Genomic DNA, 22,972 nt, shown 5'->3' with positions numbered 1-22,972 from the left:
TCCCCGTCTCCGCCGTGTCAAACCGTGTGTCCCGGTCTGTCGCGCTTCGTACGGGTCGGCGCCCGGTGAACTCGCGCAGCGGCAAGCCGTGCGCTTGATCATCGGATTTGGCAGGCCGGCCGCCGCGGATCCCGCGAACTCGCCCGGTGCCCTGCCGGTCGTCAACCTTACCCGGTCAGTTCCGCTCTGCCAAATCCGCCCTGCGGCGTTTCGGCGAGCTCCGCCCGGACCGCGCCGTTCAGGAGCTGTGCCCCTGTCCGACCCGGCGCCAGCCTCGGGTCTGGGCTCCTGGACTCTCGTCCCGTTTGCCCCGTTCCGCGCTGGCAGAGAGAAAGTTACGCGTCTTCGGTGTTGATCGTCAAATCCGCGGCAGGCGTCCCGCGTCACATCATCATCGTTGGACTATCTTGCCTGTTCAAAGGCGTAAGCCATGGTGCGGCGACGGCGACTCACGCGCTGGGACGACGACGAGCCGCGAGCCAACCCCGGATCCCGAGCACGCCGACAGCGGTGCCGATCGCCAGCGAGGCGGCGATCAGCAGCGCGTGCACCCAGAGGAAGCTGGTCGCGCCGCCCGCGCCGACCGTGCCGGCCGACCACGAGCGCGGGTCGTTCCAGATGGCGACGGCGAACCTCGGCCAGATCACCCAGGTCCAGACTCCGACCGTCAACAGGAAGAGCGACCAGCCGCGCGACAGCACCATGGGTGGCCAGTATGCCAGCGGCACCATTCGACCGGCACGTCGGAACAGATCAGCGCGGGTGGAGGTGGCTGCCACACACGCCGGCATCGGCGGAGTGCCTGCTGCCCGGCGGACGCCCACGCCGGCTCGGCGCGTCTGCCGCCGCGCCGCGACCCGGAGCAGTCGCCGGGCCGCCCCGGTCAGCAGGCGATGTTTCCGATATTCGCCGCGCGGGCACTGCTGTAGTCGGCTGGACGACGACACGGAGGTGGGCGATGCAGCCGTTCGAGCCATGGATATGGCGGGATCCGTCCGCACTCGCCGGCGGCTACGACGAGCGCAGGCCGGACGACGTGCCGCGGCAGCGCCCGGACGGCGCCGACGGAGGCCCGCACGCGCCCGGCCCGGGCACGCCCATCGACCTCACCGGCTACCGCGTGGAGGCGACCGACGGCCGGATCGGGTCGGTCGACCAGGCGAGCGAGGACGCCGGCGTCCGGTGCCTGGTGGTGGACACCGGACCGTGGATCTTCGGGAAGAAGGTGCTGCTGCCCGTCGGCACGGTGGCCCGGGTGGACCACCTGGCCCGCGCGGTGCACGTGGACCGTACCCGGGAGCAGGTGCGGAACTCGCCGGCCGTCGACCCGGACGACCCCGCCCGGCCCGAGTACCGGGATCAGGTCGGGAGCTGATACCCAAGAGCTACCGGCAGAGCTGAGCGGCGGCATGGGTGGCCGGGAAGTCCGCCGCGGCAGGGGACCGCGCGGCCGGCCGCCCGGCGCTACCCTGTCAGGCATGGTCCGGCCGAGCACCTGCGCCCCGGAGATCGTCGACGGTCTCCCGGCGGCTGCCGCTCCGGTTCTCCCGGCCCGTGTCGACGACGGTCGGGAGCAGATTCTCGACGTACTCCGTGCCGGTGGGTTGCGGTTCCGCGCCGGCGGGCGATGGCGGTTCGCGCTCTGAGCAGCCGATCCCACTGATTCGGGCACACCCGGGTCTCCTTCCGCGCGCCCGCGCGTCCTTCCACCTGCTTCTCGGCACGAAAGGCGTACCACCATGTCCGTAGCACGGATGCTCACCGGCGACCGCCCGACCGGGCGGCTGCACCTGGGCCACTTCGTAGGCAGCATCGCCAACCGGGTGAAGCTGCACCAGCGCTACGAGAGCTTCTTCATCATCGCCGACCTGCACATGCTCACCACCAGGAACAGTCGTGAGGACATCGAGCAGGTCTCCCGCAACGCCCGCGAGATGGTCACCGACATCCTCGCCGCCGGCGTCGAGCCGGACCGAGCCACCTTCTACCTGCAGTCGGCGCTCCCCGAGGTCGGCGACCTGAACACCCTTTTCCAGAACCTGGTCACCGTGCCCCGGCTGGAGCGGGTCCCGTCGCTCAAGGAGATGAGCCGGGACGCCGGCAAGGACGAGATGCCGTACGGCCTGCTCGGCTATCCCGTCCTCCAGGCCGCCGACATCCTCTGCGTGAAGGGGCAGGTCGTCCCGGTGGGGAAGGACAACGCCGCGCACGTCGAGGTGACCCGGGAGATCGCTCGGCGCTTCAATCACCTCTACGGCGAGGTCTTCCCGGTGCCCGAGATAATCATGTCGGAGACGCCCACCCTGGTCGGCACGGACGGGCAGGGGAAGATGAGCAAGAGCAAGGGGAACGCCATCGCGCTCTCCGACGACCCGGCGACCGTGCGCCGCAAGGTGATGGCGATGTACACCGACCCGAACCGGGTGCGCGCCGACGTGCCGGGGACGGTGGAGGGGAACCCGGTCTTCGCCTATCACGACGTGTTCAACCCGAACCGGGCGAAGGTCGCGGAGTTGAAGGACCGCTACCGGGCCGGCCGGGTCGGTGACGTCGAGGTCAAGGAGGAGCTGGCGGTCGCGCTCAACCGGTTACTCGACCCGATCCGGGAGCGGCGGGCCCGGTTCGTGGCGGCGGGCGGCCTGGTCGACGAGCTGATCTTCGAAGGCACCGAACGGACCCGGGCCGAGGTGCGGGGCACGCTGGTCGAGGTCCGCCGGGCGATGGGCCTGACCAGCGCGTACACCCAGGTGCGGCGACGGGCCGAGCGGTACCGCAAGGCCGCGGCCACGCCGGCCTGAATCCTCGGGTACGACCGGACGCCGGCCCGGGGACGGCCTTGCGCCGCCCCCGGGCCGGCCGGTTAGGCTGCTGATATGACCAGCTCGCACGCCTTCCGGTCGACGTCCCCCGACGTCCAGGTCGGCGCGCTGCGACGCCGGCGGTCCCGCGACCGCCTTCGCTGAGCTTTCCTCTCTTGCGACCGGCGGATCGAGCCGCCGGTCACCGCCGATCGTCCTCGGTCCGCCCACATCCCCGTAGATCCGCGCGAGCGGACCCGAGCGAGATCGGCGTACCCATGGATCTGGAGAAAATGTTGACCGACCGGCTGGCGCCGGCGTTCGAAACGGTGGCCGGCGTACCGGTGGACCCGGTTGTGCGGCGCTCGCAGCGCGCGGACTTCCAGTCCGACGCGGCGCTGGCGCTGGCCCGGCGGCTCGGCCGGCCGCCGCGTGCCATCGCCACCGAGGTGCTGGAACGCGCCGAGCTGGCCGACCTGTGCGCCGCGGCGGAGGTCTCCGGGCCGGGCTTCCTCAACCTCACCGTCGCCGACAGCGCGCTGGCCGGGCTGGTCTCCGCGCTGGCCACCGACCCGCGGCTCGGCGTGCCGCCGGCGCCCGAGCCGGAGACCGTGGTGGTCGACTACTCGGGGCCGAACGTGGCGAAGGAGATGCACGTCGGGCACCTGCGGTCGACGGTGATCGGCGACGCGGCGGCCCGGCTGCTGGAGTGGCTGGGCCACCGGGTGATCCGGGCCAACCACCTGGGCGACTGGGGTACCCCGTTCGGCATGCTGATCGAGCACCTGGTCGACCTGGGCGAGGCCGAGGCGGCGCAGGAGTTGTCCATGGGGGACCTGAACGCGTTCTACAAGGCGGCCCGGGCCAAGTTCGACGCGGACGAGGCGTTCCAGGAGCGGTCCCGGCGGCGGGTGGTGGCGTTGCAGGGCGGCGACGAGGCCACGCTGCGGCGGTGGCGGCTGCTGGTCGAGCAGTCCGAACGCTACTTCCTGAACGTGTACGACCTGCTCGACGTGACCCTGACCGAGCGGGACTTCCACGGCGAGAGCAGCTACAACGACCTGCTCGCCGCGGTGGTCGACGACCTGGACCGGCTCGGGCTGCTGCGGCAGAGCGACGGCGCGGCCTGCGTCTTCCCGCCCGGCTCGGTCGGCCGGGACGGCGAGCCGCTGCCGCTGATCGTACGCAAGTCCGACGGCGGGTACGGCTACCCGGCCACCGACCTGGCAGCGGTCCGGCACCGGACCGGGACACTGGGCGCGACCCGGCTGCTCTACGTGGTGGGGCTGCCGCAGCGGCGACACTTCGAGATGGTGTACGCGGCGGCGGCACAGGCCGGCTGGCTGATCCCGCCGGCCCGGGCGGAGCACGTCGGGTTCGGGTCGATCCTCGGACCGGACGGACGGATGCTGCGCAGCCGGGCCGGTGAGTCGGTGAAGCTGGTCGCCCTGCTGGAGGAGGCGGTGGCCCGGGCCACCGCGCTGGCCCGGGAACGGAACCCGGAACTGGGCGAGGCGGAGGCGGCCGAGGTGGGCCGGGCGGTCGGCATCGGGGCGGTCAAGTACGCCGACCTGTCCAGTGACCGGCACAAGGACTACGTGCTGGACTGGGAGCGGATGCTGTCGCTGGACGGCAACACCGCGCCGTACCTCCAGTACGCGTACTCCCGGATCCGGTCGATCTTCCGGCGGGCGGGGTTGCACGCTCGGCCGGACGCGGGAATCTCGCTGGCCGAGCCGGCCGAGCGGGCGCTCGCGTTCGAGCTCGTCGGCTTCGGGGCAGTGGTCACCGAGGTGGAGCGCGGCCTGGAGTTCCACCACCTGGCCGGCTACCTCCACCGGCTCGCCGTCGCGTTCAACGCCTTCTACGAGCGCTGCCCGGTGCTGCGGGCCGACGGTCCGGTACGGGGCAGCCGGCTGGTGCTCTGCGACCTGACCGCCCGGGTGCTACGGCAGGGCCTTCACCTGCTCGGCATCCGCACGCCCGAACGACTGTGACGCCGGCACGCGGACGGCCCGGGTCACCGGCGGACGCGGTGCCCGGGCCGTACCGCTTTTGGCGTCGTCAGAAGCTGGACTTCGGCGTCGTCTTCGAGTCCAGCCAGGTGTTGATCAGCTTGGTGAAGTCGCGGCCGGTCTGCTTGTTGACGAACGCGATGAACGAGGCTCGATCCTGGTGGGTGTTGCGCTGCTCCTGCACCCAGGCGCGGCCCAGCGCGAAGAACTTCTTGTCGCCCAGCTGCTTGTGCAGCTCGTGGAGCATGGCCTCGGAACAGAGGTAGACGTTGCCCTCGGCGAAGTTCTTCGGGCTGGGCTTGCCGGGCGGGCCGAGCTTCTTCCGCAGCCTGGCGTCGGCGTCCCGCAGGTACCGGTCCAGGCTGGCGTCGCTGAGGTGGTTGGTCTCCTTGGTGTTCAGGTCCTGGGCGTACTGGGCCCAGCCCTCGTTCAGCCACAGGTCCCGCCAGCTCGTCGGGGTGACGGAGTCGCCGAACCACTGGTGGGCGTACTCGTGCAGCAGGTCGCTGCCCCAGCGGTCGCGCCGCGCCTTGGTGTTCTCGATCTTCCGGCCCATGGTGATCATCTGCTGGGTCTCCATGCCGGATGCCGAGTCGACCACCACGACCCCGCCGGACGGGAACGGGTACGGGCCGAACTTCTTCTCCAGCCAGGCCAGATACTCGGGCGACTTCTTCAGGTACGGCAGCAGCTTGTCGTCGGTGCCCTTGCGGTACCAGTAGGTGAGCGGGATGCCGTGCGGGCCCTTGGCGGTGAGCTTCTGGTATTTCCCGACGGCGAGGGTGGTCAGATACGTCGCCACCGGGTCGGTGCTGCGGTAGCTGAAGGTGGTCCCGGACTGGCCGGCCGGGGTGCCGCTGGCGATCGCGGACCAGCCCGCTGGCACGGTCACCTTGATGTCGTAGAGCGCCTCGTCGGACGGCTGGTCGTTGGCCGGATACCAGGTGAACGCCCCGAACGGCTCCTGCATCGTCCAGAGGCCACCCTCCTTGCTGACCGTGAGCCCCAGTTTCTCCACGTCCGTGCGATGCGACGGCATCGGGGTGGTCTTCGGCGTGCCGTGGTACTTCACCACCAGGGTCACCGGCTGGTCGGCGACGACCGGAGCGGCGATCGTCAACTTCTCCTTGGCGACCGTGCCGGTGACCGCCGCGTCGTCCAGCGTCACCCCGTCGATCTGGTACGGCATGAAGTCGAGGACGAGGCTCGGGGCGTCCCTGGTGGGACGGATCCGCAGGGTCGCGGTGCCGGTCAGGGTCTTCGTCGGCGGCGCCCAGTCCAGCTCCAACCCGTAGTGCAGCACGTCCAGCGCGTCGGTGCCCCGGGCCGGATAGATCGGGTCGGCCACCGGGGTCGAACGGCCGGCCTGCCAGGCGGTGTAGTCGACGGCGGGGGCGGACGGGCTGGGCGTCGCGGTGGGGGAGGTCGACGAGCCGGTGTGCGCGGTCGAGGCGCCGGGTGCCGAGGTGCAACCGGAGACGAGCAACGGCGGGAGGAGCAGGGCCACGTATAGGGGGCGACGCATGAGCGCACCGTACGGCAGAGAACCCCGTTCGTGGGGGCGGTGCCCGCGCCGCCCGGGCGGCGGCCACCCCGCTGTTCACGGCTTCGCCGCCGCGGCCGTGGCCACGTCGACGGGGTAATGCCGCCGAGCGGTGAGGAGGATCAGCCCGTTCGCCAGCAGTGGCACCAGCATGATCAGGAAGGTGTACTCCAGGCCCGTTCCGGACTCGCCTCCCCCCGGGCCGGCCAGTTGGTCGGCCAGCCAGCCGAAGCTCGCCGGGGCGAGCGACTCCGCCGCGAGGCGGAGCACGGTGCGCAGGCTTTCCGCCCGACCCCAGAGCCGGCCCGGCACGATGTCGAGCCGGGCCGCGTCCAGCGGTGGGTTGGCGGCGGCCAGCGCGGCGGTGCCGAGCGCGATCAGGGGGAGCGCCACCAGGAGGTTGCTGGCCCACATGCCCGGCGCGAAGCAGATCGCGGCGACGGTGTAGCCGAACGCCGGGACGACGATCCGGACGCCGGTGCGGCCCCGGGCGAGGGCACGGTCGGTGAGCCGGCCGGACAGGATCGTGCCCGCCACCGCCGCCAAGCCGATAATCGGCACCAGGCCGCCGAGCGCTGTCTGGGAGATGTGAAAGTGCCGGACCGCGAAGACGATCACGAAGGTCCGCAGCCCGGCGAAGAAGAAGTAGCCGGTCGCCGAGGCCACGATCAGCAGCCGGTTCGTCGGGATGTCCAGCAGGTAGATCATCGCCCGGCGCAGTGACCAGCAGTTCGGGTCCTCGGTGAGAATCCGGTCCCGGGCCGGCTGGATGCCGCGGGCGGCCACCACGGCATGCATCCGGTCGACCGTCGGGCGGGTCGGCTCGGTCCGCGCCCCGGGCTCGCGGTCGCCGCCCTCGGCGGCCAGCCATCCGGCCCCGCCCCGCGCGGGCTCGGGCAGCAGCTTCCACAGCAGCACCGCCAGGCCGCCGCTCACCACGGCGAGCAGGAGGAACGCGTACCGCCAGGACAGGGTTGCCGCGATCTCGCCGCCGACCACCAGGCCGATGGCCGCGCCGACGAGCTCCCCGGTGAGGATCCATCCGAGGACGGCCGCCCGGTCGGCCGGCGGGATGAAGTCGCCGATCAAGGAAGCCACCACCGGGCCGGAGGCCGCGACGGCGGCACCCAGCAGCAGCCGCGACAGCAGCAGCCACCAGTAGCTGGGGGCGAGCCCACCGGCAGCCATCGCGATCGCCCAGAGGGCGATGGTCAGCACCAGCAGGCGTACCCGATGGGTCCGGTCGGCGAGGACGCCCAGCGGCACGGACGCCAGCGCACCGACCCCCGACGACACCGTGGCCAGCAGGCCGAGCTTCGCGTTGCTGATGCCCAGGTCCCGCTCCAGCTGTGCGGCGGCGGCCCCGATCGTCCCGGTGTCCGCGCTGTTCAACGCCAGCACTGCGGCGAGCAGCAGCACGACCCGGGTCCGCTGCGACCCGCCCAGCTGCCGAACGACCCGCCGGGCGAGCTGCGCACCCGGATTGCGTTGGTGGCGGGGGTCGCCCATGCGGTCAGCGACCAGGACGGCTATCGCGGCCCAGCGGACCGCTCGCGCTGTGGCAGCACGGTGTATCTCGGGTCCGCCGCCGACGCGACGCCGGCATGGAAGTAGCCGAACTTGATCAGTGCGGACCCGGCGGCCAGGGCGAGCCCCCCGGCGACGTCCAACGCCCGGCTACGCCGCACGACGGACGCGGCCAGCAGCGCCAGTCCGGCGCGGGCACACCACCGGGAGGTACGCAGCAGCCGACCGGACCGCCCCACGGTCAGCGGCTCGGCCACCATCCCGAGCCGCCGGTGGACGGCCCGGTTGAGCAGCTGCGCCGCGACCGCCCCGGCGATGCCCGTCACCCGGGCCGGCGTCGCCTCGCCCGTCGGGGAGGCCGCGGCCACCAGGCCACCGGCCGCGGCGAGGGCGCTCGCCCCGAACAGGTACGGCAGCTCCCGGTGCGCACCGTGCCAGGCGGGGACGGCGGTGTTGGCGAGCAGGGCACCCGTGTACGTGGTGACCGCGGGGGCCAGGACCGAGGCGGCCCTGCCGCCGGGGCGACCCAGGGCCCCGGCTAGTTCCGTCCACGGGCGGGGGAGCAGTCCCGCCGCCTCGTCGAGCGCCGCGGCGGCGACGAGCGGGCTGAGGCCGGCCAGCAGCCACGTGCCGATCGACATCGGCGAGGTGGGCTTGACCGTGCGCAACATGTGGACGAAGCGCTCCGGCCTGCCCAGGTCGCCGATCAGCACCGTGAGTGACAGCCCGGTCGCGCCAGCCGCGATCAGCCGGGCGGAGCGGCGCATGGCTCGGCGACCGGTGAGGTCGGCGCCGGCGGCCAGCAGCGCCGAGCCGCCGGCCACGCCGCCCAGGAAGAGGTACCCGGCGATATTGTGCGCCTTCCACATCGGCGGCTTGATGACCGCCCGGCCGTAGTACGACCGGAAATCGGCCGGCGGCACGACCTCGCCACCGCGGCCGGGGCGTCGGCCACCCCGGGAACCGATCAGGGCCTCGCGCCCCGGCACGACGTGGTGCAGCCCGTCCCGGCGTACCTCGCTGCCGGTCTCCGGTACGGCGCTCACCGGCGGGCTCCCGCGAACGCCGCCAGCACGATCGCGCCCACCGCGACGGCCGCGACCACCGTGTGCCGCCAGATCGCCGGCAGGTCGCGGGTCGTCACCACCGGGTCGGGTGGAAAGCCGTACACCTCCGGGTCGTCGAGCAGCAGGAAGAAGGCACCCGCCCCGCCGACGCCGTCGTCCGGATCGGCCCCGTAGAGCCGGGCCTCGACGACGCCGGCGTCGTGCAGCTGCTCGACCCGATGCGCGGCGCGCTCGCGCAGTTCGTCGAGGGGGCCGAACTGGATGGAGTCGGTGGGGCACGCCTTGGAGCAGGCGGGCTCCTGTCCCACGCCCAGCCGGTCGTAGCAGAGCGTGCACTTCCAGACGCGCCCGTCGTCCTTGCGTTGGTCGATGACCCCGTACGGGCAGGCGGGCACGCAGTACCCGCAACCGTTGCAGATGTCCTCCTGCACCACCACGGTGCCGAACTCGGTGCGGAACAGGCTGCCCGTAGGGCACACGTCCAGGCAGGCCGCGTGTGTGCAGTGCTTGCACACGTCGCTGGCCATCAGCCAGCGCAACTCGGTGCGCCCGTCCGCGGTGATCGGCGCCGGGTGCCGGCCGTCCGGCATCGGCGCCATGCGTACCGCGCCGGTCTCCGTACCGAGGCGGGCGCCGTGCTCCTCGCCCAGCCCGGCCGCCACCACCCGCGCGTTGTGCGCGCTCACGGACGGCCCGGTCGGCAGGACGGCGACCGCATTGTTCTGCCGGCCGAGTGGGCGATCCTGCTCGACGAAGGCCACGTGCCGCCAGGTGTCGGCGCCCAGCATCCCGGTGTTGTCGTACGACATGCCCAGCAGGGAGAGCCCGTCGTCCGGGATCACGTTCCACTCCTTGCAGGCCACCTCGCACGCCTTGCACCCGATGCACACCGAGGTGTCGGTGAAGAACCCCATCCGTGGTGGCGGCTGCGGATAGCCGGAGCCCGACGCCGGATCCTGGCCGCCCTCCAGCAGATGCTTGGTCGTGGTCATACGGATTCCCCTGCCTCTCCGTGGTGCGGTGCGCGGTGCCGGTCGTAGCGGTGATTCCGGCCCGCCTCTGGTACTCCTCGACCAGGCGGCGCCGTTCGGGACCACGGGGGCGGCGGCCGGGCCGGATGTCGCAGGTGCCGGCCTTGACCTCCTGGATGTGCACGTTCGGGTCGAGCACCATGTGGGTCAGGTCGTTCGCCGAGTCGCCGGTGGTGATGCCGTTGCGACCCCAGTGGTACGGCAGCCCGACCTGGTGCACGATCCGGTCGTGCACGCGTACCGGCACCATCCGATCGGTGACCAGGACCCGGGCCTCGATCGCGTTGCGGGCGGTGACGATGGTCGCCCAGCCGAGATGGCTCAGCCCGACGGTGGTGGCCAGTTCCGGGGACACCTCGCAGAACATCTCCGGCTGCAGTTCCGACAGGTACGGCAGCCATCGGCTCATCCCACCGGCCGTGTGGTGCTCGGTGAGCCGGTACGTCGTCATGACGTACGGGAAGACCTCGCTGCCCGGCTCGTCGGCACTGGGCTGGTACGGGTCCACGTCCCGCCGCCGGCTCGTCTCGCGGGCCGGGTTCCGCCGCTGCCCGTAGAGCAGGTTGGGTACCGGCGACTCCTGCGGCTCGTAGTGCGTCGGCAGCGGCCCGTCGGAGAGCCCGGCCGGCACGTACAGCCAGCCCTTCCCGTCGGCCTGCATGATGAACGGGTCGACGCCGGAAAGAGCGTCCTGCCGCTTCGCGCCTTCGGGCGGCCGGTGGTCCGGCGGTTTCGTGGGCTGGAAGTCCGGCACGTCGTGCCCGGTCCACTTCTTCTTCTCGGCGTCCCACCAGACGTACGCCTTGCGCTCGCTCCACGGCCGGCCCTCTGGGTCGGCCGAGGCACGGTTGTAGAGCAGGCGCCGGTTGGCCGGCCAGGCCCAGCCCCACTCGGGGGCCACCCAACTCTGCTCGGTGTGCGGTTTGCGGCGGGCGGTCTGGTTCACCCCGTCGGCGTACGCGCCGCAGTAGATCCAACAGCCGCAGGTGGTCGAGCCGTCGTCGGCGAGTTCCTCGTACGTCGACAGGCAGGACCCGTCCGCCTTCCGGCCGTTGATCTCCTGAAGCACCTCCTCGGCGCTGGGTTCCGCGTGTGGCCCGGAGGTGGAGTAGTTCCAGTTCAGGTCGAGGATCGGCCGGTCCCGGTCGGCGGTCGAGCCGGCCAGCTTCGCCCGGATCCGCCGGCCCAGGTGGTACCAGAACCACAGATCGCTGCGGGCGTCGCCGGGCGGGTCCACCGCCTTGTGGTGCCACTGCAACATCCGTTGCGTGTTGGTGAAGCTGCCGTCCTTCTCGGTGTGCGCGGCCGCGGGCAGGAAGAACACCTCGGTGGCGATGTCCTCGGTGCGCAGCTCGCCGGATTCGATCTCCGGGCCGTCCCTCCACCACGTCGCGCTCTCGATCAGCGAGAAGTCCCGGACGACCAGCCAGTCGAGATTCGCCATGCCGAGGCGTTGCGCCCGGGCGTTGGCCGACCCGACCGCCGGGTTCTGGCCGTTGAGGAAGTAGCCCTTGCAGGTGCCGTCCAGTTGTGCCTGCACCGTCTTGTAGGTGCTGTGCTCGCCGGTGATGCGCGGCAGGTAGTCGAAGCAGAAGTCGTTCTCGGCGGTCGCGGCATCCCCCCAGTACGCCTTGAGCAGGCTGACCGCGTAGGAACGCATGTTGCCCCAGTAGCCGGTCTCGGAGGAGTCGTCGGCGACGTACTCGTCCAGGCTGCTGTGGGCGTCCGGGTGGGGCATCGGCAGGTAACCCGGCAGCAGGTTGTACAGCGTGGGGATGTCGGTGCTGCCCTGGATGCTGGCGTGGCCGCGCAGCGCGAGCACTCCCCCGCCGGGGCGGCCGATGTTGCCGAGCAGCAGTTGCAGCACCGAGGCGGCCCGGATGTACTGCACACCGACGGTGTGCTGGGTCCACCCCACGGCGTACGCCCAGGCGGTGGTGCGGTCCCGGGTCGAGTTCTCGGTGATCGCCCGGGCCAGTTGCCGGAACAGTTCCTCGGGGATCCCGCAGATCTTCGCCACCATCTGCGGTGTGTACCGGCTGTAGTGGCGCTTCAGCAGTTGGAAGACGCACCGGGGATGCTCCAGCGTCTCGTCCCGGCGGAGGTTGTGCAGGTCCTCCAGCACCGCACCGTGGCTGCCGTGCCGTTCCTCCCAGGTGCCCTTCGCGCCCTGCTGGCGCTTGCCGGCCGCGCTGGCCACCCGGACACCCGCGTACTGCCAGGTGTCGGTTGAGTAGCTCGAGGTGTCGTCCCGCCAGCCGGAGAAGAGCCCGTCGAGGTCCTCGGTGTCCTGGAAGTCCTCGTTGATGATCGTCGCCGCGTTGGTGTAGGCGACGACGTACTCCCGGAACTCCAGGCCGTTGCTCAGCACGTAGTTGATCAGCCCGCCGAGCAGTGCGATGTCGGTGCCGGCCCGGATCGGCACGTGCAGGTCGGCCAACGCCCCGGTCCGGGTCAGGCGCGGGTCGACGTGCACGAGTGTGGCCCCCCGCGCCTTCGCTTCCATGACCCACTGGAAACCCACCGGGTGGCACTCGGCCATGTTGGAGCCCTGCAGGACGACGCAGTCGGAATTCTGCAGGTCCTGCTGGAAGGTGGTGGCCCCGCCGCGACCGAACGAGGTTCCCAGACCGGGAACGGTGGCGGAGTGTCAAATCCGGGCCTGGTTCTCGATCTGCACGGCACCGAGCGCGGTGCCGAGCTTCTTGATCAGGTAGTTCTCCTCGTTGTCCAGCGTCGCCCCGCCGAGGGCCGCGATGCCCATCGTCCGGCGCAGCCGCCGCCCCTGGTCGTCGCGGTCGGTCCAGGTCGCCTTCCGGGTCTCGATGACCCGGTCGGCGATCATGTCCATCGCCGTGTCGAGGTCGACGTCCGCCCACTCCGTCCCGTGCGGCCGTCGGTACCGCACCCGGGTCTGGCGCAGCGGGTTGGTGACGAGCTGCTTGGACGCCGCGCCCTTCGGGCAGAGCCGGCCACGGCTGACCGGCGAGGCCGGGTCACCCTCGATCTGGACGACCTGTTCGTCCTTCACATAGACCAACTGCCCGCACCCGACCGCACAGTACGGGCAGACGCTGCTCACGACCCGGTCAGCCGTGGCGATCCGGGGCGTCAGCCGATCGGTTGCCTTCGAGCGGGCGGCGGCCCCGCGGCCCAGGCGGTCGCCTCCGGTCACCAGGGCGAGCGCCTGGCGCAGCACGGGCCACGGCAGGAACGTCGCTCGGAGTCCCATGGCACCTCCCGGGAGTGGCCGGCCGTCCACCCATGTCTACCGAGAAGACCTCCCATTCCGGGGAGATTCGACAAACACCACCACGTCCAGGTAGCTGAGTGGCAACGGTGGCGGGGCGAACGGCGGCGGCGACACGACCGGGGGTCCCATCGGTCGCGCTGGCATGCGATCCTTTCGCGGGTGTTTCAACGACATCCGTCTCATCGGGGGGAGTCCGAATGCGTGCACCTTCGCGCCCTCATCGGCGGATCATGGCGTTGGTCATGGTGCCGACGCTCGGCTGCGGAGCAGCGGTAGGGCTCACGGCCGCCCCGGCCGCTGCGGCGGTGGCCGCACCGACCGATCTCAAGACCGCCGGCCAGCCGTGTGCCGCCGCCGCGCCGGGGCCGTATCTGAGCCCGGGCAGGCTCAACGACGCCAGGGCGGTGGCGCTGCGGGGCACCTTCAGCCGTACGGACACGGGCTCCGGGTTGCAGGCCGACTTCCAGGTATGGGACGTCGCCGACCCGGAGCACCCCCAGCAGTGGCTCCGTGACATCGGCGAGCGCAGCGACGAGGTCTACGTCCAGCTTGAGGACGAGACGAAGCAACTCGACGGCGTCACGTACGCCTGGCGGGTGCGCGTCCTCGACGGGGCGGAAGCATCGCCATGGAGCAGCACGTGCCATTACACGGTCGACCGCAGCGGCGGCCCGGCCCCGGTCGTGACCTCCACCGAGTATCCCGCTGGCGACTGGGATAACGCCAACGGCGCAATAGGTGTCCCCGGCGCCTTCACGCTGACCTCGGCCGCCGACGACACCGTCAGCTACCGCTACCGGTTCTACTCCGCCGAACTGAGCGGGGAGTACGTGGAGTCCACGGTGGATGCCGAAGGGCTCGGCGGTCCGGCGACCGTCCGGTGGACTCCCCGAGCAGCCGGCCACCACTCGGTCACCGTCTACGCGGTCGACCGGGCCGGAAACCGGTCCGAGGCGGCCTACTACGAGTTCTACGTCAAGGAGACCCGGCCGTCGATCTTCTCGTCCGCGTACCCCGACTGGGGCTCGAACCTGGACTACAACGTCGGGGTGTCCGGCGCGTTCGAGCTGAGTGCCACGGTCCCCGACACGGTGTCGTTCGGGTGGCGGATCGACGAGGACGGGCCGTCAGGCATGGTGCCGGCGGACGCCAAGGGAAGGGCGACCGCGATGATCGCGCCGACCCGTGCCGGCCGGCAGACCCTCTACGTCCACAGCGTCACCCGCGACGGCACGACGCACGCTCCCCGCGCCTACGAATTCCTCGTCGACAACGCCCCGACGTTCACCACTGACACGAGCTCGAGCGTGACGCTCGGGTCGTCGCTGACGTTCCACCTCGCGCCCCGGGCGCCGCGCGTCGAGGCGTACCTCTACTGGCCGGAGTACTCGGGCCTGGAGCAACGGCCAGTCGAGAAGACCACCGTTCCGGCTCGCGCCGACGGGACCGCCGTGTTCACCTGGACGGCCACGGAAACCGGCGTCGACGGCCTGCGCATCCAGAGCCGGAGCGCGGATGGCACCCTGTCCGAGCCGCGCTGGGCCCACGTGTCGGTCGACGGGGCGGTCCCGATGGTGACCCGCACCGGCGGCACCGATCTGGGAACGCCGGCCGCCTTCACGGTCCGCAGCCGGATGGCGAATGTTGTCGAGTACGTGGCCAAGCTGAACCACGACGAGGCCACGAAGCAGGTCCTCAAACCAGCCGCCGACGGCAGCGCCACCTTCAGTTTCACGCCGACGAGGAGCGGCTACAACTACGTCACCGTCGTCGCGCGCAATGCCGCTGGCGTGCAGACGGAGGAGGGCGGCACGTCCTGGTCGGTGACAGACGGGCCCGGGGTCACCTCGCCCGACTTCCCGGCGACCGGCAGCGGCCGGCTCGCCCCGGGCACCTTCAGCTTCACGCCGCACCTGCCGGGCACGACCGCGTACCAGTACGCAATCAGCTCCGGGTCGTACACCACCATCGCCGCCCGGCCTGACGGCACCGCGACGTTGCCCTGGACGCCGGCGGAGACCGGCCGGTACCAGCTGACCGTTCGCAGCGTGACGGCTGACGGCACACGCTCCATGTGGACGCTGTACAACTTCACCGTCGTGGTCGGTGCCGCCACGGTCACCTCGGTGGCTCCGGCCACGGTGCCCGGCGGCAGCGTCCGGACGATCACCATCCGCGGCACCGGCCTGCATCCGCGTGACGTGGTCCAGGTGACCCCCGCCACGGGGCAGCCGCTGGCCGCGACGGTGAAGACGGTCTCGGCCGACGGCACGACGATGACCGCCGAGGTGAACCTCGCCTCCGCGCCGACCGGCCGGGCCGGCCTGGCCCTGTACCCGTACGGTGCGGGCCAGCCGGTTGTCCTGGCCGGCGCCTTCACGATCGCCCCGCCCCCGGCGATGAGTCGGGTCAAGCTGCCGACGATCAGCGGAACCCTGGCGGTCGGGGGCACCGTCAAGGCGACGCCGGGCGAGTGGACGCCCACGGCGACGGCTTACCAGTACCAGTGGTCGGCGAACGGCATCGCGATCAAGGGTGCGACCGCCGCAGCGCTCATCATCCCCGCGGCGCTGCTGGGAAAGCGGCTCACCGTTACCGTGACCGCCACCCGGCCCGGCTACAGCCCCACAAAGGCGACCTCGGCCGCCAGCGCGGCGGTCGCGAAGGGTAAGGCACCCCGGGCAACGAAGCGGCCGAAGATCATCGGTACGCCCCGGGTGGGCCGGACCGTCAGGGTGGACGTCGGCGCCTGGTCACCGAAGGCGGACTCGTACCGGTACGAGTGGCGGATCAACGGAAAGCTGATCCGTAGCGCGACGGGCAGCAAGCTCAAGCTCACGTCCTCGATGCGCAACAAGCGGCTCACCGTCACGGTGATCGCCAAGAAGGCCGGGTACGCGGACGGGCGGGCCACGAGCGCGGCGCTGACCGTCCGCCGGTGAGTCTGGGGTTTTTCCCCGCATGGACGCGCCTTCGGCAACGCTCGTCGCCCGCGTCGCCGAAGGCGCGTCCATGCCAGTGGGTGATCAGCCGATCGCGTACGCCCGGATGATCGTCACATCGGTGTAGCCGCCAGTGGTGTCGGTGACCCGTACCCGCAGCGAGACCGCGCCGGACTGCGGGTTGCCGACCAGGGCGGTCCACGTTCCGGCGATCTTCTTGACCTGCACCGACCGCCACGTCCGCCCGCCGTCGAACGAGGCCTTGGCGCTGACCGTCTTCACCGGCGGGTTCTTGCCCAGCTTGATGTCCGGGTCTCCCTTGGGTCGGCTCAGCTTCAGCTCGACGTTCGTGGTGCTGCCCGGCTTCGCCTGGTTGTAGAGGTTCAGGCCGACGGGCCGCATGGTGACGGCGTAGACGGGTGCGGCCACCCAGGTCCTCGGCTTCGCCTTGAACCGGAACGTGACGCTGGTCCTCGGCGACAGCATCCCGGACGGGAAGGTGATCTCCGGGTAGTAGCGGCTCGCCGTGTTGGTGAGCGTGTACCAGCCGGACTGCTTCACCGTGTAGTTGAGGACCTTTTCCTCGGGCTCCCAGCCCCTGTCCTTCACCGTCTTGACCGTCTTGCCGCGGAAGGTCAGGGTCGCGGTCGCCTTGTCACCGCCCTCGACGCTCTGTCGGGGGAAGCCGGGATCGGCGAACATGTTGTTCAGCGAGTAGGAGATCCGGCCGTTGTGCAACACCGGCAACACTGCGGCCGGGCCCCAGGCGGCACGGAAGAAGCGCAGGTTGTACGACGTGCCCGCAGCGACCTGACGCGGCGCGTAGAAGCCACCGATATTCCACGTGGAACCGTCCTTGGTTCCTGCGTAGCTCTCGGCTCGGACGACCCACTTGCCCGGTGACAGAAATACCTTCGTCCGATACGGCCGGTCGAAGCTCAGCAGACTGCCGTACATGCTGCTGCCGCAGGGGCGGTCGATCGGCTGCACCGCGAGACTGCTGCTGACGGACCCGGACGGGCCGCGCCGGGTCTCCACGTTGACCGTCGCGAGTGCGGACCGGCTGAAGGTCCGCGACGGTGTGCTCGGGATGGTGGTGGTGGAATACATGACCGCATGGCGATCGGTCTCGCCCGAGTGATCGGTCCAGGTGCGCATCGCCGCGAAAGCCAGCTTCTTCGACGAGTTCGGAATCACGTACAGCTCGTTGGCGAAGTCCCAGGCCTCGACCCTCTCGACCGCCGACTTGGACACGGTGCAGATCTGGGCGATGGTCTGAGTCTCGAGGCTGGCATCGGCGGGGGCCGGGCTGAGGCCCAGCGTGACCTTGCGGCCCTTGCGCGCGTCCAGAGTTGTCTTGGTCGTGCCGGAGACCGTGACGATGCTTGCCCCCAGTGTCGACACCAAGCCGGTGTCGATCGAGGCGAGCACCGCGTAGGTGCCCTTCGGCAGTTTCTTGACCTGACCCGACCGGACCGAGCGGCTCTCGTTGGTGGCGAGGTTGACCACGGTCGTCGTGACCGCGATCTTTTTGCCGGCCCGATCCAGGGTGGTGATGGTGAGCGTGTTGCTCGCGGCGACCGCAGGGGTGCCGCTGAGCAGAATGGCCGGCACGAGGGCCGACGCGGCGACCTTGGTGACCGCGCTGCGGCCGGTGCGGACAGACGAGCCGAGGCTGAACGCAGCCCGGGTACGAAGAGAGAACAATTCCACGAATCCCCACGTGTGGAAGCCATTCCCGCCGCGCAACCACGGCGGAAACATTGATGGTAGGCGACATGGCCAGCGCTGCGCTCGCCTGTTTGCACGAAGGCCGGACACGGCGAGCGTGCCCGGCCTTCGTCGACGTGATCAGCCGAGCGTGAGCTCGAACGCCCCGCCCTTAAACTTGTGGATCTTGTACTTGGCCGCCGAGGCGAAGTCCTCGCCGCCGACGAACCTGCGGCCACCCTCGCTCGGGTAGTACTCGAACCGGATGTGCTGCCCGCCGATGAGCTGCCTGGCCACGCCGACGTTCGGTTCGTCGAGCCACCAGGTGCCCGTGATGTCACCGGTGTCGGCGTTTCGAGCGGTCACGTAGCCCTGGAAGGGCGTGGTGCTCGCCACCGTCACGGTGACCCCGCCATCGAGCCGGTAGTCGTAGGTGGTGGTGCCGCCCGCGACAACCGTGATCCGGTCGGCCCGGTCGCGGTTGGCTTCACCGCCACTCCACTGCGTGGCCTGCCCGTACACGTCGAACAGGAGCGGCCACTGGTACGGGCCGAGCTTGTCGATCCGGTAGCGGCCGTCGTTGCCGATGCCGAAAGCGCCGAAGCCGCCGCCCAGGCCGGGGTGCTCGCCGGCGATCCGGACTGCTCCCCCTCGGGGCAGCGCCGCTCCGTCCGGCCCGAAGACCTGACCGGCGATGACACCCGCGCGATCCATCCGGATGACCGGAGACGTGACCGTCTCGCCGGACTTCACAGTGAACTTCGTGGCGCGCCGCAGGTCGCCGGTGCCGCCACGCGAGCCGAGCCACTGGGCGCCGTACCCCTTGGCATCGGCCGGCCAGGCCAGCAGCTGGTAGGTGCCCGTGCCCTTCCAGAGCATCTGGGTGACCTTGCCGTTCGCATCGGTGACCTCGCCACAGCCGTCCGGCATCCGGACCTCGTCGACGCGCACCGGAACGATGCACACGCCGGGCAGCGGAGCACCGGTCGCGGCGTCCACCACGGTGGCGGTGATGCGGGGCAGCGGCTCCATGGCCAGCCTGACGTCGGCCTGTTCGCCGGCGACGACCGTTACCGATGCCCCGTCGAACGAATAGCCCGAGGCGTTGGCCCAGATCTCGTGGGTGCCGATGGGGATGCTGGGGTAAATGACCTCGCCGTTCTCGGTGTCACGCGAGTCGATGCCGATGCTGGAGGTGAAGTTCAGGATCGGCTGGCCCGTACGCGAGTCCACGGCGGTGAGGCGAACGCTGCCCGATGGCAGCCGCTGGTCATCGACCGTGGTGGTCTGGCCATCGGTAACGGCGAACCGGGCCGCCGCCGACCGGTCCACAGTGCTGTAGGCGAACTGCTGCAGGAGCAGCGCCGAGCTGTAGAACTGGATCGTGTAGTCGGTGCCCACGGGGACCTTGTCGAGCCGGTAGCGGCCATTTCCGTCGGTCTGGGCGTAGCCGAAGTACTGGCCGTTGGTGACGTAGACGTCCACGTCGGACAGCGGTGCGCCGGACGTGTCGGTGAAGCGGCCCGCCACGGTGCCGGTGGGGACCAGGGTGTCGTTGACCGTGACCGTGCCGCCCGCCGTGACCGCGAAGACCGCTGCGGCGTCGCTGTCCAACGTGCCGTAGGCGTATTGACTGAACGTGCCGACGTCGAACCGGACCCGGTAGCTGCCCGGCACGACCTGGAAGTCGAAGGTGCCGTCTGGACCCGTGCTGCCGTAGCCGTAGCTGCTGTAATCGGTGGCCTCGGCGCTGACGAGCACGAACGGTACCGGGGCGCCGGTCCGGTCGACCAGCCGCCCGGTGATGGTGCCGACCGGCAGCAGCTCGTCATTGACCACGGTGGCGCCGCCAGCCGTCACGGTGATGAGATTCGCCGACGACCAGTCGGTCTTGCCGTAGGCGAACTGCGTCGGGTGACCCCCGGCCTCGAAGTTCACCCGGTACCGGCCCGGGGGGACCACGTCGAACGCGTAATGGCCCTGGCCGTCGAGCGACGCGTAGTCCCAGTGGTCGACGTCGTCGCCGTACAGGTAGACGGCGCCGCCGGTGACCGGGGCTCCGCCGTCCGTCAGCTGACCTGTGATGGAGCCTGTGTCTGCCGCCTGGGCCGGCGTGGCAAGCCCGGTCAGGGCCAGGGTGACGCCCAGCAGCAGTGCGCCGAACCGACGCAGCGTTGATCTGCTCATGATTCCTCGGGTTTGAGGGAAGTGAGATGTGCCGGGAACGCGCGCCCCGGCCCGCAGCCTAGCGACGTGCGTCAAACACTGTCCCTCACCCGATCAGTTGAAGATCACCTTTCTCGGTGGCTGTCACACTCGCCTGCGGTAACGCGCCACGGGAACGGCGGACAGTGAGCAGAACGAGAGCCGTGATGCCGGCGAGGGCCACCGTGGTGGCGCCAGAGGCGAGCAGCGCGCCGCCGGCGCCCACCACTTCGACGAGCGGGCCGCCGACCGCAGCGCCGATGGGCGCCATGGCCGTCGTGATCGCGGCCCGCGCGGCCAGGACCGCGGGTAGATCGTCAGGGTCGGTGGCGTTCTGGAACAGGGCGAAGCTGAAGGCGACGAACGGGCCGTAGACGAAGCCGCCGAACGCGAAGAGCAACAGGGCGGGCGCTGCCGCGTCGAGGAACCCGAACGGGACGAGCACGGCGCCCCAGCCGGCGATGACGGCGACGACGAACGGCCACTGCCGGGTGACGCGCAGGGCCCCGCCGAGCAGGCCGCCGAGGACGGCGCCGACCCCGTAGACCGTCCAGAACGTGCCGAGCAGACCCGCTGACCCGCGCAGGTCGCCAGTGATGTAGAGCGGAAGCGCCACCTCGACGGGGCCGTAGAGGAAAAAGAAGACTGCGGTAACGCCGAGCAGTCCGGCGAGGTGCGGGCGCCGGGCGAGGAGTCGGAAGCCGGCGGACAACCGGGGCTGTCGGGGCGCCGCTTCCGCTGGTGGAGTGCCCACGCGGAGCACCTGAAATCCGAGGAAGGCGAATGTGAGCGCGTTGAGGCCAAGCACAAGGGCGGCGTCGACCTTGGCGACGAGGATGCCCGCCAGGGCGGGGCCGATGATGACGCTGACCTGTTGGGCGGTGCTCAGCAGCGAGTTGGCTGGCAGGCGACGTTCCGTGGTGAACATCCGGCTGACCAGGGTGTAGATGCCCGCGTTTCCCCAAGCGGCCAGGACGGACGAGATGGCCAGGAGCGTGACGTAGCCGGCCACGTCGAGCTTGCCCACGAGGTGGAGGGCCGTGACGGCACCCAAGGCCACGGCGCGCAGGGCTGCGTTCAAGCTCACCAGCCTTCGGGCGTCGACGCGACTTAACCACGGCGCGAGCAGGACCGCACCGGCCGCGGCGGGAAGGGTGTACGCCGCGACGGCCGCCCCGACAACGAGCCCTTCCCGGCCAGGCGGTGAGAGTGTGAGCGCCACCCACGCCAGCGCCACCACCGCCAGGCCGTCGCCGAGGTAGGAGATGAGCGCGGCAGCCGACAACCGCCGGAAGCCAGGGGCACTCAGGACGGTGCGGTAGCCCTCCGGCACCAGGCGGTGAGGCACGATCATCGGCGCACTTTCCAACATCAACCCGGGTTGAAGTCAAGGGGGAATGCCGCCGCTCACGATCCTCACCCGATCCCCAGCGGTCACGAAGTCGATCTACGTGGACGCGACGCGGCGAGTGCAGCAGGATGCGGTGGACCCCCTCGGGTTCCTCTTCGACGCGTAGGCGTAGGGGTCAAAACGATCAAGGGCCGGCCTCCCGTGACAGGAAACCGGCCATTGACCTGCTGCGCGCCCGAAGGGACTCGAACCCCTAACCTTCTGATCCGTAGCCTCGGCGAGGCCGTCCGGGACAGTCCGTCCGCGGCTCCTGTCACTGGCCCCTACGCCTGCCAGTGTCGGCACTCGTACCCCACGGTCCGGTGCCGTTGCTGTCAATCGTTGCTGTCATCATCGGCAGCCGTGATCGTTCACGTTCTCGACGTGGTCGAGGCTGCGCCGCCGAAGGTGCACGCTCAGGTGCTCGGTTCCTCAATCTCGACAGGCTGATCAAAGAGCACGCCGAACGACCATGGAGAGACGCGGTGGTGATCGTCGACCCGGTACCCGGTGCACTTGTAACCCTTGGTCCGCCGAATGATCGCGGTGAGTTCGATGAGCACAACGGCCGTGTCGGTGTGCAGGTGCACGACATCTCCGACCCGGAGGCGTTCGGCAGGGACGACTCGGACCATGCGGGTGAGTCTGACCGGCTCAGGATGGCGATACGACCAGTTTGGAAGAGCGTGCTCAGGCGGTCGTGATGCCCGAAACGCCTGCGCCCGGCGGCAGAGCCGAATGCCGTTCGTGCCCGCTCATGACCGCTGCGCGCCACGGTTACTGGCCCGTGGATGGCCCGGCAGGGTTCCTCACGATCGCTCTGTCAGCGGTTGTCACAAAGCGGGCCGGACTCCCCGCCCACCCAGAACCCATGCCGGGCCATGCTGGATGTCGTCGCCGTAGTGTTGGTGCGCGCTGGCGAGGCGGGAAGCAGCCCGCACGTGGGTGAGGCAAGATAGCCCTATGACTGAACCCGCTCAGCGTCCGTGGGGCACGTACACCATCCTCACAGAAGGCGACGGCTTCAAGGTCAAGACCATCGAGGTCCACCCCGGGCAGCGCCTTAGCTACCAGAAGCACTCACGCCGTTCTGAGCACTGGTTCGTGGTTACCGGCGAAGGGCTGGTCACTCTTGACGGCAACGCCTCCAGCGTGCGTCGGGGCGATGCCATCGATATCCCCCAAGGGGCCGCCCACCGTATTCACAACACCGGCGCTGGCCCCCTGGTGTTCGTCGAGGTCCAGCACGGCGACTACTTCGGTGAAGATGACATCGTCCGCCTGGACGACGACTACGGACGGTAACAACCAAATCCGTCCTCGGGCCAGCTGGCGGCGCTGACGGGCGTGGGGTTGTCCCAGATCAGCACGATCGGCACTCTGAGGCACGGGTGGGCGGCATCCAGCAGGGCGACGTAGTGGGTATCAGCGAAGCTGCGTGGCTAAGTACCAACCGCATCGTTGCAGCGGATCTCCTCGTCGGGCAGTCGT

General features: G+C 70.4%; 15 protein-coding genes and 1 pseudogene. 6 read left to right on the top strand and 10 right to left on the bottom strand.

Features of this window, described 5'->3' with window-relative positions:
• Window positions 1-449 precede the first annotated feature (449 nt).
• Entirely contained in the window at window positions 450-704 is a 255-nt protein-coding gene (locus ACNAW0_RS26615; RefSeq protein ID WP_416290756.1) for an SCO4848 family membrane protein, read from the bottom strand.
• A gap of 254 nt (window positions 705-958) precedes the next feature.
• Between ACNAW0_RS26615 and ACNAW0_RS26610 the strand changes: the two genes are divergently transcribed.
• The 4 genes from ACNAW0_RS26610 to argS all read left to right on the top strand — a co-directional run bounded on the left by ACNAW0_RS26610 (window position 959) and on the right by argS (window position 4,795).
• A complete protein-coding gene (locus tag ACNAW0_RS26610; protein WP_416290755.1) occupies window positions 959-1,375 on the top strand; it encodes a PRC-barrel domain-containing protein in 417 nt (138 codons plus the stop codon).
• 103 nt (window positions 1,376-1,478) lie between these two features.
• On the top strand, window positions 1,479-1,646 hold the full coding sequence (locus ACNAW0_RS26605) for a hypothetical protein (RefSeq protein WP_416290754.1): 168 nt from the start codon (window positions 1,479-1,481) through the stop codon (window positions 1,644-1,646).
• 93 nt (window positions 1,647-1,739) lie between these two features.
• Window positions 1,740-2,798 (top strand): tryptophan--tRNA ligase, encoded by a 1,059-nt coding sequence (gene trpS / locus ACNAW0_RS26600; RefSeq protein WP_416290753.1) that lies wholly within the window; start codon window positions 1,740-1,742, stop codon window positions 2,796-2,798.
• Window positions 2,799-3,076: 278 nt separating this feature from the next.
• Window positions 3,077-4,795, top strand: a complete 1,719-nt coding sequence (gene argS, locus ACNAW0_RS26595) for an arginine--tRNA ligase (protein ID WP_416290752.1) — start codon at window positions 3,077-3,079, stop codon at window positions 4,793-4,795.
• A gap of 67 nt (window positions 4,796-4,862) precedes the next feature.
• Here argS and ACNAW0_RS26590 read toward each other — a convergent pair whose 3' ends face one another.
• The 5 genes and pseudogenes from ACNAW0_RS26590 to fdh all read right to left on the bottom strand — a co-directional run.
• Window positions 4,863-6,338, bottom strand: coding sequence for a M1 family metallopeptidase (locus ACNAW0_RS26590; RefSeq protein ID WP_416290751.1), 1,476 nt, complete (start codon window positions 6,336-6,338; stop codon window positions 4,863-4,865).
• A gap of 75 nt (window positions 6,339-6,413) precedes the next feature.
• The gene (locus tag ACNAW0_RS26585) at window positions 6,414-7,865 is read right to left on the bottom strand and encodes an MFS transporter (protein WP_416290750.1); all 1,452 of its coding nucleotides are present in this window, start codon (window positions 7,863-7,865) and stop codon (window positions 6,414-6,416) included.
• A gap of 20 nt (window positions 7,866-7,885) precedes the next feature.
• Window positions 7,886-8,752, bottom strand: coding sequence for an NrfD/PsrC family molybdoenzyme membrane anchor subunit (gene nrfD / locus ACNAW0_RS26580; protein ID WP_416290758.1), 867 nt, complete (start codon window positions 8,750-8,752; stop codon window positions 7,886-7,888).
• A gap of 173 nt (window positions 8,753-8,925) precedes the next feature.
• Entirely contained in the window at window positions 8,926-9,942 is a 1,017-nt protein-coding gene (locus tag ACNAW0_RS26575) for a 4Fe-4S dicluster domain-containing protein (RefSeq protein WP_416290757.1), read from the bottom strand.
• A gap of 16 nt (window positions 9,943-9,958) precedes the next feature.
• Window positions 9,959-13,213: pseudogene (gene fdh, locus ACNAW0_RS26570) on the bottom strand (formate dehydrogenase); the annotation flags it as partial.
• Window positions 13,214-13,431: 218 nt separating this feature from the next.
• On the opposite strand from fdh, the gene ACNAW0_RS26565 reads away from it, so the two are divergent.
• Window positions 13,432-16,176 carry a hypothetical protein gene (locus ACNAW0_RS26565; protein ID WP_416290749.1) on the top strand — a complete coding sequence of 915 codons (2,745 nt, stop codon included), beginning with the start codon at window positions 13,432-13,434 and terminating at the stop codon, window positions 16,174-16,176.
• Between the two features lie 84 nt (window positions 16,177-16,260).
• Here ACNAW0_RS26565 and ACNAW0_RS26560 read toward each other — a convergent pair whose 3' ends face one another.
• The 4 genes from ACNAW0_RS26560 to ACNAW0_RS26545 form a co-directional block, all read right to left on the bottom strand.
• Window positions 16,261-17,889: a hypothetical protein gene (locus ACNAW0_RS26560; protein ID WP_416290747.1), complete on the bottom strand. Its 1,629-nt coding sequence runs from the start codon at window positions 17,887-17,889 to the stop codon at window positions 16,261-16,263.
• Window positions 17,890-18,027: 138 nt separating this feature from the next.
• On the bottom strand, window positions 18,028-20,073 hold the full coding sequence (locus ACNAW0_RS26555) for a carboxypeptidase-like regulatory domain-containing protein (protein WP_416290746.1): 2,046 nt from the start codon (window positions 20,071-20,073) through the stop codon (window positions 18,028-18,030).
• 85 nt (window positions 20,074-20,158) lie between these two features.
• Window positions 20,159-21,445: an MFS transporter gene (locus ACNAW0_RS26550; RefSeq protein WP_416290745.1), complete on the bottom strand. Its 1,287-nt coding sequence runs from the start codon at window positions 21,443-21,445 to the stop codon at window positions 20,159-20,161.
• A 452-nt stretch (window positions 21,446-21,897) separates the two neighbouring features.
• Window positions 21,898-22,071 carry a hypothetical protein gene (locus ACNAW0_RS26545; protein ID WP_416290744.1) on the bottom strand — a complete coding sequence of 58 codons (174 nt, stop codon included), beginning with the start codon at window positions 22,069-22,071 and terminating at the stop codon, window positions 21,898-21,900.
• A gap of 373 nt (window positions 22,072-22,444) precedes the next feature.
• On the opposite strand from ACNAW0_RS26545, the gene ACNAW0_RS26540 reads away from it, so the two are divergent.
• Entirely contained in the window at window positions 22,445-22,786 is a 342-nt protein-coding gene (locus ACNAW0_RS26540) for a phosphomannose isomerase type II C-terminal cupin domain (RefSeq protein WP_416290742.1), read from the top strand.
• Window positions 22,787-22,972 lie beyond the last annotated feature (186 nt).

This window comes from Micromonospora sp. SL1-18 (assembly GCF_047921505.1).
Classification (GTDB): domain Bacteria; phylum Actinomycetota; class Actinomycetes; order Mycobacteriales; family Micromonosporaceae; genus Micromonospora.
This window is presented reverse-complemented; position numbering and strand designations above follow the sequence as displayed.

Excerpts from the sequence above, each read along its gene's own strand:
- argS (WP_416290752.1), top strand. The coding sequence starts at position 3,077 with ATGGATCTGGAGAAAATGTTGACCGACCGGCTGGCGCCGGCGTTCGAA.
- ACNAW0_RS26605 (WP_416290754.1), top strand. The coding sequence starts at position 1,479 with ATGGTCCGGCCGAGCACCTGCGCCCCGGAGATCGTCGACGGTCTCCCG.
- ACNAW0_RS26555 (WP_416290746.1), bottom strand. The coding sequence starts at position 20,073 with ATGAGCAGATCAACGCTGCGTCGGTTCGGCGCACTGCTGCTGGGCGTC.
- ACNAW0_RS26540 (WP_416290742.1), top strand. The coding sequence starts at position 22,445 with ATGACTGAACCCGCTCAGCGTCCGTGGGGCACGTACACCATCCTCACA.
- ACNAW0_RS26550 (WP_416290745.1), bottom strand. The coding sequence starts at position 21,445 with ATGATCGTGCCTCACCGCCTGGTGCCGGAGGGCTACCGCACCGTCCTG.
- ACNAW0_RS26575 (WP_416290757.1), bottom strand. The coding sequence starts at position 9,942 with ATGACCACGACCAAGCATCTGCTGGAGGGCGGCCAGGATCCGGCGTCG.
- ACNAW0_RS26590 (WP_416290751.1), bottom strand. The coding sequence starts at position 6,338 with ATGCGTCGCCCCCTATACGTGGCCCTGCTCCTCCCGCCGTTGCTCGTC.
- trpS (WP_416290753.1), top strand. The coding sequence starts at position 1,740 with ATGTCCGTAGCACGGATGCTCACCGGCGACCGCCCGACCGGGCGGCTG.
- ACNAW0_RS26585 (WP_416290750.1), bottom strand. The coding sequence starts at position 7,865 with ATGGGCGACCCCCGCCACCAACGCAATCCGGGTGCGCAGCTCGCCCGG.
- ACNAW0_RS26565 (WP_416290749.1), top strand. The coding sequence starts at position 13,432 with ATGCGTGCACCTTCGCGCCCTCATCGGCGGATCATGGCGTTGGTCATG.
- ACNAW0_RS26615 (WP_416290756.1), bottom strand. The coding sequence starts at position 704 with ATGGTGCTGTCGCGCGGCTGGTCGCTCTTCCTGTTGACGGTCGGAGTC.
- ACNAW0_RS26610 (WP_416290755.1), top strand. The coding sequence starts at position 959 with ATGCAGCCGTTCGAGCCATGGATATGGCGGGATCCGTCCGCACTCGCC.
- nrfD (WP_416290758.1), bottom strand. The coding sequence starts at position 8,752 with ATGTGGAAGGCGCACAATATCGCCGGGTACCTCTTCCTGGGCGGCGTG.